The following is a 13,743-nucleotide window of genomic DNA, read 5'->3' on the forward strand; positions in this document are numbered from 1 at the left end:
GGGACCGTTGTGGGCTTCCCATCTCCCGACCCCCTCCTGTACTGTAAGCGCTTACAGTCTCACGAGGGGGTGAATCGACATGGCCGACCGCGGGCCGGAAGCGGCGACGATCTATTCCGTCGCGCAGCGCGCGGGGGTGTCGATCGCCACCGTGTCGCGGGTGCTCCGCGGCGTCGACACGGCCTCGGTGAAGACCCGGGACAAGGTGATGGCGGCGGCGGCCGAGCTGGACTACGCGCCGCAGAACTCGGCCCGCAGCCTGGCCAGCAAGCGCCATCGGGCCTATGCGGTGCTGATGAGCGACACCACCGGGCCGTACTACTCCGAGCTGCTGATGGGCTTCGAGGCCGTCGCGTCCACCGCGGACGAGAGCGTCATCGTGGTCACCTCGACCCCGGACCTCGACGCCGCCGCGATGCTGACCAACCTGCGGGGCCGGGTGGACGGCGTCATGATCGCGCCGAGCGCCGCCGACGAGGCGACCCAGGCCAAGATCATCAACGCGCTGCCGACCGTCCTGGTCGGCATGTTTCCGTTGCCCGGTTCGGATCTGGTGATCAGCGAGAGCACCACCCACGCGGCCGAACTGACCCGGCACCTGCTCGTCGATCATGGTCGCCGCGACCTGTTGTTCGTCGGGGAGCCGGACGGCGCCGCGGACGTCCGGGCCCGGTTCGACGGGTTCCAGGCCGCCCACGCCGAGCTCGGCGTACGGCCCAAGGCACCGCTGCTGACCCACGGCGCCAACGAGGCGATCGGCCTCGCGATGGTGGACAAGATCTTCCGCCGCCGGGCAGGAATCGACGCGCTGGTCTGCGCCAACGACGAACTGGCGCTGTCGATCATGTACGGACTCCGGCTCCGCGGTCTCAGCATCCCGGACGAGCTGGCCGTGGTCGGCTGGGACGACGTGCCCACCGCCCGGTACGTCGAGCCGGGACTCACCACCGTCCGGCAGCCGGTCCGCGAGATGGGCGCCCGCGCCGCGGAGGTGCTGCGCGACCGGCTCGCCGGGACCCCGGTCGGTGAGCCGCACCAGCTGCCCACCGAGTTGATCATCCGAGCCTCCTGCGGCTGTCCGCCGCGGAACTTCCTGTCCCTCGACAGCCCGCAGGAACAAGCCGGCACCGCCCGCCGGCCGCGCCAGACCCGACGCACCGCCGCGTCAGAACCGAAGAGGAAAAGATCATGAAACTGTCCCGCGTCGTCGCCGGAACCCTGACCGCCTTCGCCCTCACCCTGACCGGGTGCGCCAACATCGGCCGTGACCAACCGGCTCCCGGCGGCCCCGCCTCGCAGGGCAGCGAAGCCATGATCCCCGAGCTGATCCTGCCGACCGAGATCGCCGGCAACATCACCTCGGCGGCGCTCGCCAACTACAACCCGCTGGCGCCGAACAACATGACCGTCACCTGGATCTACCAGACGCTGATGTTCCGGAACACCTTCACCTGTGAGGCGGAGCCGCTGCTCGCCACCGGCTACGAGTGGACCGACCCGAAGACGCTGGTGATCACGCTCCGGGAGGGCGTGACGTGGAGCGACGGGACCCCGTTCACGGCCGACGACGTGGTCTGGAATCTCGAAGCCCGCAAGAAGTATCCGGCCGCCGACACCGCCGGCATCTGGAAGGACATCCTCGGCGCCCCGGCCACCGGCGTGACCGCCGACGGCAACAAGGTCACGGTGACGTTCGCCGGGCCCGCGCCGCTCAAGATCGACGAGATCATCGGCGGCAAGATGTACATCTTCCCCAAGCACATCTACGAGTCGGTCGGCGACATCACGAAGTACGTCGACAAGGAGCCGGTCGGCACCGGGCCCTTCACGGTGAACAACTTCAACGGCCGTTCGCTGGTGCTGGACCGCAACCCGAACTACTGGGGCGCCGCCGACATCAAGATCGAGAAGCTCCGGCTGGAGGGCAAGTTCGACGACACCAACGCGGCGGCGCTGAAACTCCGCGACGGCGGTCTTGATCTCTACAAGGGCGACATCCCGAACCCGGAGAAGTCGGTCAAGCTGGAGGGCAAGGTCGACTACTACTACGCCCCGGCCGGCACCACCGTCGTCGTGCCGAACGCCGAGGGCAAGGTGACCGGCGACCCGAAGTTCCGCGAGGCGCTGGCGTACGGGACCAACAAGGAGGAGGCCACCCAGAAGGCCACCTACGGCGTGATGGACCCGGCCAGCCAGACCATGCTGAAGCTGCCGATGCAGGAGGCGGACCTGCCGGAGAAGTACAAGGCCGACGGCGGCAAGATCGCGTACGACCCCGAGAAGGCCAAGCAGCTGCTCGACGCGGCCGGCTACAAGCTCGGCCCGGACGGCAAGCGGCTGGACAAGGACGGCAAGCCGCTGGCGCTGTCGTTCAGCGTGCAGGCCGGCTGGATCGACTACATCGCGCTGGTCGACACCGTGGTCCGCAACTGGAAGGCGCTCGGCATCGACATCAAGATGGTCGCCACCGACCCGCCCGCAGTCGACTCCAAGAAGAAGACCGGCGACTTCGACTTCCTGCTCGAATACATCCACGGCGGCTGCCAGCGCAATCGTGATCTTGGTTCCCGGATCGCCTCCAGCCAGATCGCCGACGGCAAGGAGGTCAAGCCGAACAACGCGCGCTACCGCAACCCCGAGGTCGACCAGCTGCTCAAGGACCTTGATCAGACCACCGACCCGGCCGTGCTGAAGTCCGGCGTGGAGAAGTTGATCGACGTCTACATGACCGACTTCCCCTACATCGCGTTGAACTACGCGCCGGGCCGGCTGGACTACCGGCTGGACAAGGCGACCGGCTGGCCGTCCGAGGAGAACCCGTACCCGACCGATCTGATCTTGGTCATCCCCAAGCTGCGGCCCAAGCAGTAATTCGGTTCCGGCCATGAAGTATTACCTGGCGAAGATCGGCTACTTCCTGCTCACCGTGTGGGCGGCAGTCACGCTGAACTTCTTCATCCCGAGGCTGCAGCCGGGCGACCCGGCCGAGCAGATGGTACGGAAGCTGCACGCGACCCAGGGCCAGGATCTCGACCCGGCCCAGGTCGAGGCGGTACGGGTGATGCTGGGGATCCCGAACACCAGCCTGGGGGAGCAGTATCTGGCCTATCTCGGCCAGCTCTCCCGCGGTGACTTCGGGATCTCGTTCACCTACTTCCCGATCCCGGTGATGACCGTGATCGGGGAGGCGCTGCCGTGGACGATCGGGTTGGTCGGCGTCACCCAGATCCTGGCGTTCGTCGTCGGGATCCTGCTGGGCGCCTTCGCCGCCTGGCGCCGGGACGGGGCGTTCGACTCGATCGTGTCGCTCGGCTCCACGTTCGTCGGCAACCTGCCCGGCTTCTGGATCGGCCTGTTGATCTTGAGCATCCTGGGCTTCCAACTCGGCTGGTTCCCGACCCAGGGCGGCTGGGGCTACACCGACCCCGGCTGGAACGGGCTGTTCATCGCCGACGTGATCGCGCACGCGTTTCTGCCGGCGCTGTCGCTGATGGTCACCGCCCCGATCGGGTTCATCCTCGGGATGCGCAACACGATGGTGCAGACGCTCGGCGAGGACTACATCCGGCTGGCCCAGGCCGCCGGACTGCCGGAACGCCGGATCGCCCTCGGCTACGGGGCCCGGAACGCACTGCTGCCCAGCGTGACCAGCTTCGCCCTGTCGCTCGGTGCGCTGATCGGCGGCACCGTGCTGATCGAGCAGATCTACGACTTCCCCGGGATGGGCCGGTTGATGGCGGACGCCGCGAACAACCGTGACTACCCGCTGATGCAGGGCGCGCTGCTGCTGATGATCTTGGCGGTGCTGGTGGCGAACCTGATCGCCGACCTGCTGTACGGAGTGCTGGATCCGCGGGCCAGGAGGGCCTCATGAGTGACACCACCGCGACCGCGGCCCGGGTGGCCAAGCCACCGGCCTGGTACCAGATCATCTGGAGCAACGGGAAGGCCCGGGTCGGGCTGATCCTGCTCGCGCTGTTCGTGATCATGGCGCTGGCGGCGCCGCTGATCTCGCCGTACGACCCGCAGGACGGATCCTTCGAGCAACTGCTGCAGCCGAGCCTGGCGCATCCGATGGGAACCACGTCGCAGGGCTACGACATCCTGTCCCAGTTTGTCCACGGCGCGAAGCTGTCGCTGCTGGTCGGGCTGCTCGGCGGCGGGTTCGCCACCGTGCTCGCCGTGGTGATCGGGCTGATCTCCGGCTACGCCGAGGGCACCGTTGTCGATCACGTGCTGTCGTTCGTGACCAACCTGGCCCTGGTCGTCCCGATCCTGCCGCTGATGATGGTGATCGTCGCCTACAGCGAGTCCCGCGGCCTGTGGCTGATGGTCTTCGTCGTCGGCGTCACCAGCTGGGCCGGGGCGGCGCGGTCGAAGCGGGCGCAGATCATCTCCTTGCGCAGCAGGGAATTCGTCACCGCCGCCAGGTTCTCCGGCGAGAAGACGCTGCCGATCGTGTTCCGGGAGATCATGCCGAACATGACGTCCTTGATCGTCTCCGGCTTCATCGGCGCGGCCACCGGCGCCATCGCCGCGGAGGCGGGACTGTCCTTCCTCGGCTTCGGCGATCCGCAGACCGTGAGCTGGGGGCAGATGCTCGCCTTCGCCCAGCAGGCCGGCGCCCTGGTCCAGGGCTTCTGGATCTGGCTGGTCGTGCCGGGCCTCGCGCTGGCCGTGTTGATCACCGCGCTGACGTTCGTCAACTTCGGTGTCGACCTGATCAGCAACCCGCACCTGAGGGAGAAGTGAGATGACGGCACTCTTGGAGGTGCAGGGCCTCACCGTCGAATACCGGCCCAAGCTCCATCCCCCGCTCACCGCGGTCGACGACGTGTCGTTCACGCTCGGCGAGGGCGAGTTCGTCGGTCTGATCGGCGAGTCCGGCTCCGGCAAGACCACGCTTGGGACGGCCGTGCTGCAGCTGTTGCAGCCGCCGGCGCACGTCCTGGGCGGGGCGATCCGGTTCGACGGCACGGACCTCACCGAGCTCACCCCGGAGGGCCTCCGCGCGGTGCGTTGGCGGGACCTGTCCACCGTGTTCCAGAGCAGCATGAACTCGCTGAACCCGGTGGTCCGGATCCAGACGATCTTCACCGACGTGATGCGGGCGCACACCGACTGGTCGTCTACCAAGATCAAGAACCGGTCGGTCGAGTTGCTGGAGATGGTGCAGATCGACCCGCGGTTCCTCGACTCGTACCCGCACGAGCTGTCCGGCGGCATGCGGCAGCGGGTCAACCTGGCGCTCGCGCTGGCCCTTGAGCCGCGGCTGGTCCTGCTGGACGAGCCGACCACCGGGCTCGACGTGCTGGTTCAGCGCCGGATCCTGGACAACATCCGTGATCTGCAACGCCAGCAGGGCTTCGCGGTGCTGTTCGTCTCGCACGACCTGGGTACGGTGCTGGAGACGTCCGACCGGATCATGATCATGTACGACGGCAAGATCGTCGAGACTGCGACCACCGTGGAGTTACTGGCCGGGCCGAAGCACCCGTACGCCAGGTCGCTGCTCGGCTCCTACCTGGAGACGTTCAACGAGACCCAGCACGATCCGCCGGCCTCGGAGCAGCGGAAGTCGATCATCGAGGTCACCGACGTGCGCCGCCAGTACGTCCGGCGGCAGGGGCTCCGGTCCACGCCCGTGGTCGCGGTCGACGACGTGTCGTTCAGCCTGGCCGCCGGCGAGGTGACGGCCCTGGTCGGCCAGAGCGGCAGCGGCAAGAGCACGCTGGCGAAGTTGATCACCGGCATCGAGAAGCCGAGCGCGGGCAGTGTCCGGTTCCACGGCGAGCACGAGGTCACCGAGGTGTCCCGGCTGCGCGGTGGTGCGCTGCGCGAGTTCCGGCGGGCCGTGCAGTACGTGTTCCAGGACCCGTACGCGGCCCTCAATCCGGCGCGCACCGTCGGCTATTACCTGACCCGGCCGATCCGGAACTTCGGCGGCGCCGATGGCACCAAACTGCGCGGCGCCGCCGTCACCGAGCGGGCCCTGGAACTGTTGCAGGCGGTCGGTCTGACGCCGCCGGAGCGCTACCTCGGCCGGTTCCCGTTCGAGCTCTCTGGCGGTCAACGACAGCGGGTGGTGATCGCCCGGGCCCTGGCCTCGAACCCGAAGCTGCTGATCGCCGACGAGCCGATCGCCAGCCTCGACGTCTCCATCCGGGCCGAGATCCTCGAACTGCTGAACAGCCTGGTCGAGACGCGCGGCGTCGGCATCCTCTACATCACCCACGATCTGCTCAGCGCCAAGATGCTGTCCGATCACGCGCTGGTGCTCAACGAGGGCAAGCTGGTCGAATCCGGCCCGGCCGCGGACGTGATCAACAACCCCAAGGACCCGTACACCAGGAAGCTGCTGGACGCGATCCCGCAGCCTTCCCACCGGAAGGACGTCAGTGCCGCATTCGAAGACCACGCCACGTTCGGAAGCTAGCCGTCTGGTCCTCGATGCCGGAGGCGGCATCACCGCCGAGGTGTACGGGCACGGCGGGCTGGGCTGGCTCAGCGCCGGCGACCTCAGGCTGAACCTCTACCCGGCCAGCGAGGTCGAGCCGGGCCAGCTGAACCTCTGGCTGCGGATCCATGCCGGTGACCGGACCGTTCCGTACCCGCTGCTCGGGCCGGGCACCGGCGCGACCGTCCGGCGCGGCGACCGTTCCATGATCATCACCGGAGCCGCCGGCGGGCTCGACTACCGGGTGACGTTCCGGCTGGTTCCGGACCGGCCGGCCTGGTCCTGGACGGTCGACCTGACCAATCCGACAGCCGAGGTGATCACCGCCGACGTGATCATGGCCCAGGACGCCGGCCTGGCCGGCCACGGCGAGGTGCGCGCCTCCGAGCTCTATGTCAGCCAGTACGTCGATCTGCAGCCGCTGCACCATCCCGAACACGGCTGGGCGTTGGCCGTGCGGCAGAACCAGCCGCGCGGCGGCCGGATCCCCTGGCTGCTGCTCGCCTGCACCGATCGCGCCACTGGCTACGCCACCGACGCCCTTCAGCTGTACGGCCTCGAGGGCCGGATCGACGGCCGGGTCCGCGGCCTGGAGCGTCGTGAGCTTCCCAGCACCCGGCTGCAGCACGAGCATGCGCTGGCCGTGCTGGGTTCGGCGCCGCACGCCATCGAGCCCGGTGCGACGCACACGGCGGGCTTCGTCGGGGTGTTCCGGGATGATCATCCGGACGCCTCGGCCGAGTCCGACCTGGAGGTTGTGGCGCCGCTGGTCACGGCCCTTCGACAGGCTCAGGGCGCAGAGGCCGGGGCGCTGGAGACGACGGCCACCGCGACGCTGTTCGCTCCGGCCCGGCCGGTCGTCGCGCGCGACCTGACCGAGGCGGAGCTCGCCGGGCGCTACGGCGACGATCGGCGACTGGCCGAGCACGATGATCAAGGCCGGCTGCTGTCCTTCTTCCTGGACGGGCCGCGGCACGTGGTTCTGGCGGCCAAGGAGCGCACCGTGCTCCGGCCGCACGGTCAGCTGCTGCGGACCGGTGACCGGCTGCTACCGGACCCGGCCGGGCTGACCGTCACCACCTGGATGAACGGCTCTCCCCTCTCCTATCTCACCCAGGCCCACGCCAGCAGCAACCGGCTGCTGTCCACCAACCGCGGCTACCTCGGCCAGCTCCGTGACCACGGGCTGCGGGTGTTCGTCGAGCTCGACGGGAGTTGGCGGTTGCTCGGCCTGCCGTCCGCGTACGAGCTGAGCCCGGACCGGTGTCGCTGGACGTACCTGGTGGCCGGGGCGGACGGCGACACGACGCTGGAGCTGATCACCGTCGCACCCGCCGATGATCATCGCGTGACCCTGACCGCGGAGCTGACCGGGCCGGCCCGCCGGTTCCTGATCACCGGCCGGCTGGCCACCGACGGCGACGACGGCCGCACCGGCACCCCGGCCGAGGTCGAACGGGCCGGGGCGATGATCACGATCCGTCCGCCGGCCGGGAGTGCGCTGGCCGAGCGCTACCCTGGCGGCGCCTTCACCGTGGCCCTCGGCGACACTCTCGCCGACGCCGAACTGGCCGACGACGGCGCCCTGCACGAGGACGGCCGGTCCCGCGGCGACCAGCACCTGACGGTGATCACGCCCGACCCGGTCGACCATTGGTCCCTGACGATCACCGCCGCGCTGCATCCGAACGCCACAACGTTCCCTGAGCCTGTCGACGGGCAGGCCGCACCGGGCCTGGTCCTTCGACAGGCTCAGGACACGGGATCGTTCTGGGCCGAGCTCGCTGGCCGCACCGCGATCGGCGGGAGCAGTGCCGACGGCGTGGATCGGCTGGACCACGCGCTGCCCTGGATGATCAAGGACGCCCTGGTGCACTACCTGTCGCCGCGCGGACTGGAGCAGTCCACCGGCGGCGCCTGGGGCACCCGCGACGTCACCCAGGGGCCGGCCGAACTGCTGCTGGCGCTCGGCGCCGACGCCGAGCTGCGCGAGCTGTTGATCATGCTGATGGCCGCCCAGAACCGGGCCGGCGACTGGCCGCAGGCCTTCGGCTTCTTCGAGGAGGACCGCGATTTCCGGCACTCGCCGCCGCACGGCGACGTGATCTTCTGGCCGGTGCTGGCGCTGGGCCGTTACCTGGAGACCACCGGCGACGCCTCCCTGCTTGACGCCGAGGTGCCCTGGTTCGATGATCAACAGCTCGGCACCGTACTCGATCATGCGCTGGCCGCCCTGGCGACCGCGGCCGGCCGGGTGTTGCCCGGCACCGTGCTCACCGCGTACGGGCACGGCGACTGGAACGACTCGCTGCAACCGGCCGATCCGGCGATGGCCGAGGAGCTGGTCAGTTCCTGGACCGTCACCCTGCATCACCAGACCCTGAGCGTCCTCGCGAACGGGCTGACCGTGGCGGGCCGGGCCGATCACGCCGAGCCGTTGCGACAGCAGGCCGAGGAGATCGCGACCGCGTTCCGGCACGAGTTGATCATCGACGAGACGCTGACCGGCTATGCCCGGTTCGTGAACGGGCGGCGGACCCAGCTGCTGGTCCATCCGCAGGACCGGGAGTCGGGCCTGACGTACAGCCTGCTGCCGATCATCCACGCCCTGATCGACGACCTGCTGGACCCGGCGCAGGCCGCCCAGCATGTCCGGTTGATCAAGGACCGGCTGCTGGCCCCGGACGGCGCCCGGCTGTTCGACGCGCCGCCCCGCTACGCCGGCGGGACCATGACCCACTTCCAGCGCGCCGAGACCGCGACGTTCGTCGGCCGCGAGATCGGGATCATGTACACCCACGCTCATCTGCGCTACGCCGAGGCGATGGCCCGCTGGGGCGACCCGGAGGCCGTCTGGGCCGCCCTGCAGCAGGTGATCAACATCGCGCCCACCGAGTGGATCCCCAACGCCCGGCCGCGGCAGGCCAACACCTACGCGTCCAGTTCGGACGCCGTGGTCGCCGACCGGGCCGAGTTCGCCGCCCGGTACGCCGACGTGATGGCCGGTCGGATCGAGGTGGAGGGCGGCTGGCGTACGTACTCCAGCGGAGCCGGGATCTTCGTCCGGCTGGTCCGCGAATCGCTGCTCGGGCTGCGCCGCCGGGCCGGCACGGTGGAGCTCGATCCCGTCCTGACCACCGAGCTGGACGGGCTGACCACCACCCTGCGGCTCGCCGATGATCACCGGCTGACCGTGATCTACCGGGTCGGCAAGATCGGCTACGGCCCGTCCGAGGTCCGGCTCGACGGCGCGCCGCTGCCGGCGACCAGGCTGACGAATCCGTACCGGACTGGAGGTCTGGCCGTCCGGAGCTCCGACCTGCCGACCGGCTCGACGATCGAGGTCATCCTCCCGTAGCGGTCCGAGTACTAAGCTCAGGCTGCGCAAGGACTCGATCGTTGGAGGTACGTCATGGCCGCGGACAGCTCGTTCGACATCGTCAGCAAGGTCGACCGGCAGGAGGTGGACAACGCCCTGAACCAGGCCGCTAAGGAGATCCGGCAGCGGTTCGACTTCAAGAACACCGACGCGAAGATCGAATGGTCGGGCGAGGTGATCGACATGGAGGCCGTCTCCGAGGAGCGGGTCAAGGCCGTACTCGACGTGTTCCAGTCGAAGCTGGTCCGGCGCGGCGTCAGCCTCAAGGCCCTGGACGCCGAGGAACCGCGATCCTCCGGCAAGCTCTACAAGATCACCGCGAGCGTCACCGAGGGGATCAGCCAGGAGAACGCCAAGAAGGTCTCCAAGATCATCCGCGACGAGGGCCCGAAGGGCATCAAGGCGCAGATCCAGGGCGACGAGCTGCGGGTCAGCGGCAAGAAGCGGGACGACCTGCAGGAAGTGCAGCGACTGCTCAAGGAGAAGGATCTCGACTTCGCGATCCAGTTCACGAACTACCGGTGACGGGTGCGCGGCAGACGATCAACGTCCGGACCTGGTCCAAGACGGTTCCGCCGTACGGCTTCCGGCCCGGCGACCTTGACCTGTACGTCCTGAAGGAACACGACGACATCCTCCGGGCGCTCGGCCGGGAGCGCAGCCCTGACCGGAGCGGCCGGCTGGGCGTGTTCCTCGGGCTGATCTGTCTGGTCGCCCTCGTCGGCGGTGTGAGCACGTTCGGCGGCACGATCCTGAGCACGGCGGGCGGCGTGACCCGTTCGGTCGGCGAGGCCGGCCCGCTCGACGACGATCTCGGGATCCCGATCACGGCCGGCTGCTTCGTGGTCGTGCTGGCCGGGGTGATCGGGATCGGCTACCGGTGGTGGAGCAGCCACCGCCACTCCACCGGCCTCGAGATCGGCTACCTGATCGCCGCCGTCGGCTGCGGCGGGATCGCGCTGTGGCAGCTCGGGACCGACCGCGGGGTCCCCGGCTTCGCTCCCGCATCGCTCCCGGTCTGGCTCACCGTGGCGGCGGCCGCCGTCCTGTTGGCCGCCGTACTGCTGTTCTCCCGGGGCCGCCGGGTGCCGGTGCCGCGGCACTTCCGGGCCATCGGCCCGCCGGACCCGGATCGGGCCGCCGGGCTGGTCGCCGGCCTCGAGCCACGGGTCCGGGAGAAGTTGCTCGACGAGCGGCGCCGCGCCATCGGGAGGCTGCGGGACCGTGACCTGCTCGACGACGCCGCGGCGGCGGACCTCGAGTCCACACCGCTGGGGACCTCGCCGCTGCGCGCGGAACCGCGATGAACCCGCCCGCGACCCCGGGCCCGCCCACCGACCTGGCCGCGCTCGACCGGGCCGTCGCCGAGTGCCGGCGCTGCCCGCGGCTGGTCGACTGGCGGGAGCAGGTTGCGAGGGAGAAGCGGGCCTCGTTCCGGGACCAGACGTACTGGGGCCGGGCGGTGCCCGGGTTCGGTCCGGCGGACGCGTCCCTGTTGATCGTCGGTCTGGCGCCCGCCGCGCACGGGGCGAACCGGACCGGCCGGATGTTCACCGGGGATCGCTCCGGTGAGGTGCTGTACGCGGCGATGCACGCGGTCGGGCTCGCTTCCCAGCCGACGGCCGTGCACGCCGACGACGGGCTGACCCTGCGCGGCACCCGGATCACGGCGCCGGTGCACTGCGCCCCGCCGGCCAACAAGCCGACCCCGGCCGAACGGGACAACTGCCGGCCGTGGCTGGTCCGCGAGCTCGAACTGCTCCGGCCGACCGTCCGGGCCGTGATGGTGCTCGGCGCGTTCGGATGGCAGGCGCTGCTCCCCGTCCTGCACCAGGCCGTCTGGCTGGTGCCGACGCCCCGGCCGCGGTTCGGGCACGGCGTCCGGGTCGACCTGGCGGCCCGGGACGGCGGGGCCCCGCTGGCTGTCTTCGGCTGCTATCACGTGTCGCAGCAGAACACGTTCACCGGCAAGCTCACCCCGGCCATGCTCGAAGAGGTGCTCCGTGCCGCAGCCACCGCCGCCGGGATCGGGGAAGTCCCCGCCGGATAGTCGCGGCGAGATCTTCCCCAGACCGTCTCCCCGGCGACGCCCGGTGCCGGTACCCTCCCACGGGTGTCGACTATTGCTGACTGGCTGACCCTGGTGGCAGCCCTGATCGCGGCGGGCGTCGTTGCCTGGCTCGCGTACGAAATCCGACGCAGCACCAAGATCGCCGAAGTCGCCGCCGCGAAGGCCGGCGAAGCGCTGAACCTCGCCCGGGTGGAACAGGCCACAAGCCGCAACCTGGTGGCGGAGGCGATCAAGACCCGCATCGACGCCCAGGCGCCGACGATCACCATCGTGCCGCACGACGAGATGCGTGTGGTCAACGACCTCGACCTGCCCGTCCGGTTCCCGCGGACCGATGAGAAGCCGCTGCACGTGGCCGTCGGTTTCTCGGTGATCAACGACGGCACCGCGACCGTCATCCTGCGTCGCCGGACCGTACCCGCCGCCGAGCACGGGACGACGGAGAGCGACGCGACCGTACTCACGCCGGGACAGCGGACGTTCGTCGCTGTCGAGGTGTCCCGCCCGCTCGACGAGTGGCGGGCCGTCGCCGATGCGAAGATCACCGGCGACGCCGACGACGAGGAGTTCCGGTCCGGCCACGGCTTCGACCGGGATGCGCGGGTGATCTTCTTCTGCGCCACCTCCGGCGACGACGGCGCGGCCGACGAGTACCCGTTCCGGCTGCTCGGCTCGCCGCTGCAGCCGATCACCGGCGACCCGGGGGCCTACCACTGCTGGGGCGCGAACCAGGTGATCAAGCGCGACCTGCGCCTGGTCGCCGATCCCCGGCGCCGGACCTACTATCTGTCCCGCCGCCGGGGCATCGAACTGCCGTCCGCGGAGTCCGTCGCCGGCTGACCACCGGCACCCGTCCCTCCCCACAAAACCGCCGACCGGGCACAAGCGCAGCGACACTCCGTCAAAACAGCTGCTTTTGTGCCCGGTCGGCGGTTCTTTTTTGGGGATTCGGGGTCAGCCCTTCAGGGCGCCGGCGGCGATGTTGGCGATGAAGTGGCGGGAGCCGATGATGAAGATTCCGATCAACGGGACGACGCTGATCAGGGCGCCGGCCATCACCATGCTGTAGTCGGTGATGTAGATCGAGTTCAGCGTCTGCAACGCCGTCTGCAGGGTCTGCTGCTTCGGATCCACCAGGATGATCAACGGCCAGACGTAGTCGTTCCAGGCGCCGATGAAGGTGAAGATGCCGAGGAAGGCCAGGCCGCCGCGGAGCATCGGCACACCGACGTGCCAATAGGTACGCCAGAAGCCGGCCCCGTCGATCCGCGAGGATTCGACGAGTTCGTCCGGAATCGAACTGGTGGCGAACTGCCGGAGCAGAAAGATGCCGAACGCGTTCGCGGCGCCGGGGATGATCAACGCCTCGAAGCGGCCGACCCAGCCGAGTTCCGACATCAGGACGAAGCTCGGCACCAGAGACAGGCTGCCCGGGATCAGGAACGTCGCGATCAAGATCACGAACAGTACGTTCTTGCCCGGGAAGTTGTACTTGGCGAAGGCGAACGCGGCCAGCGAGTCGAAGAACATCACCAGCACGGCGCAGGCGAGTGAGACGAACAGCGTGTTCGCCAGGGCGCTGAGCAGGTCGATGCTGGCCATCACCTTGCCGATGTTCTCCAGCAGGTGCGGGCCGAAGGTCAGCTTCGGCGGGTAGTCGAAGATCTCGGCCGTGGTGTTGGTCGACATCACGATCAGCCAGTAGAACGGGTACAGCGACAAGATCACGCCGATGATGATGCAGGCGTGGGTGACGATCCGGGCCACCAGGCTGCGGCGGACGGCCATCCGGTCCGCCCGCGCCTGGGTCGGATCACCCAGCTGCGGCGTCTGCAG

The 13,743-nt window shown here is 69.3% G+C and carries 11 protein-coding genes; 10 read left to right on the top strand and 1 reads right to left on the bottom strand.

Annotation, left to right across the window (positions count from 1 at the left end):
• Positions 1-79: 79 nt before the first annotated feature.
• The 10 genes from ACFQU4_RS21395 to ACFQU4_RS21440 all read left to right on the top strand — a co-directional run bounded on the left by ACFQU4_RS21395 (position 80) and on the right by ACFQU4_RS21440 (position 12,747).
• Positions 80-1,192, top strand: a complete 1,113-nt coding sequence (locus ACFQU4_RS21395) for a LacI family DNA-binding transcriptional regulator (protein ID WP_377495693.1) — start codon at positions 80-82, stop codon at positions 1,190-1,192.
• Positions 1,189-2,871, top strand: a complete 1,683-nt coding sequence (locus ACFQU4_RS21400) for an ABC transporter substrate-binding protein (protein ID WP_377495695.1) — start codon at positions 1,189-1,191, stop codon at positions 2,869-2,871. The genes ACFQU4_RS21395 and ACFQU4_RS21400 overlap by 4 nt, the downstream gene beginning before the upstream one ends.
• A gap of 13 nt (positions 2,872-2,884) precedes the next feature.
• Entirely contained in the window at positions 2,885-3,874 is a 990-nt protein-coding gene (locus ACFQU4_RS21405) for an ABC transporter permease (protein ID WP_377495697.1), read from the top strand.
• Positions 3,871-4,752, top strand: a complete 882-nt coding sequence (locus ACFQU4_RS21410; protein ID WP_377495699.1) for an ABC transporter permease — start codon at positions 3,871-3,873, stop codon at positions 4,750-4,752. The genes ACFQU4_RS21405 and ACFQU4_RS21410 overlap by 4 nt, the downstream gene beginning before the upstream one ends.
• Before the next feature lies 1 nt (position 4,753).
• On the top strand, positions 4,754-6,436 hold the full coding sequence (locus ACFQU4_RS21415) for an ABC transporter ATP-binding protein (protein ID WP_377495701.1): 1,683 nt from the start codon (positions 4,754-4,756) through the stop codon (positions 6,434-6,436).
• Positions 6,399-9,815: a GH36-type glycosyl hydrolase domain-containing protein gene (locus ACFQU4_RS21420; RefSeq protein ID WP_377495704.1), complete on the top strand. Its 3,417-nt coding sequence runs from the start codon at positions 6,399-6,401 to the stop codon at positions 9,813-9,815. Before ACFQU4_RS21415 ends, ACFQU4_RS21420 begins: the two co-directional genes overlap by 38 nt.
• 54 nt (positions 9,816-9,869) lie before the next feature.
• Entirely contained in the window at positions 9,870-10,361 is a 492-nt protein-coding gene (locus tag ACFQU4_RS21425) for a YajQ family cyclic di-GMP-binding protein (protein WP_377495706.1), read from the top strand.
• The gene (locus ACFQU4_RS21430; protein ID WP_377495708.1) at positions 10,358-11,143 is read left to right on the top strand and encodes a hypothetical protein; all 786 of its coding nucleotides are present in this window, start codon (positions 10,358-10,360) and stop codon (positions 11,141-11,143) included. The genes ACFQU4_RS21425 and ACFQU4_RS21430 overlap by 4 nt, the downstream gene beginning before the upstream one ends.
• A complete protein-coding gene (locus tag ACFQU4_RS21435) occupies positions 11,140-11,886 on the top strand; it encodes a uracil-DNA glycosylase (RefSeq protein WP_377495710.1) in 747 nt (248 codons plus the stop codon). The genes ACFQU4_RS21430 and ACFQU4_RS21435 overlap by 4 nt, the downstream gene beginning before the upstream one ends.
• A 63-nt stretch (positions 11,887-11,949) precedes the next feature.
• Complete coding sequence (locus ACFQU4_RS21440; protein ID WP_377495712.1) at positions 11,950-12,747, top strand: hypothetical protein; 798 nt, start codon at positions 11,950-11,952, stop codon at positions 12,745-12,747.
• A gap of 114 nt (positions 12,748-12,861) precedes the next feature.
• Here ACFQU4_RS21440 and ACFQU4_RS21445 read toward each other — a convergent pair whose 3' ends face one another.
• Positions 12,862-13,695, bottom strand: coding sequence for a carbohydrate ABC transporter permease (locus ACFQU4_RS21445; RefSeq protein WP_377495786.1), 834 nt, complete (start codon positions 13,693-13,695; stop codon positions 12,862-12,864).
• Between the last annotated feature and the right edge of the window lie 48 nt (positions 13,696-13,743).

Origin of the sequence: Microlunatus sp. GCM10028923, from assembly GCF_042666975.1 — a bacterium.
In the GTDB taxonomy this organism is placed as follows: Bacteria; Actinomycetota; Actinomycetes; order Propionibacteriales; family Propionibacteriaceae; genus Microlunatus.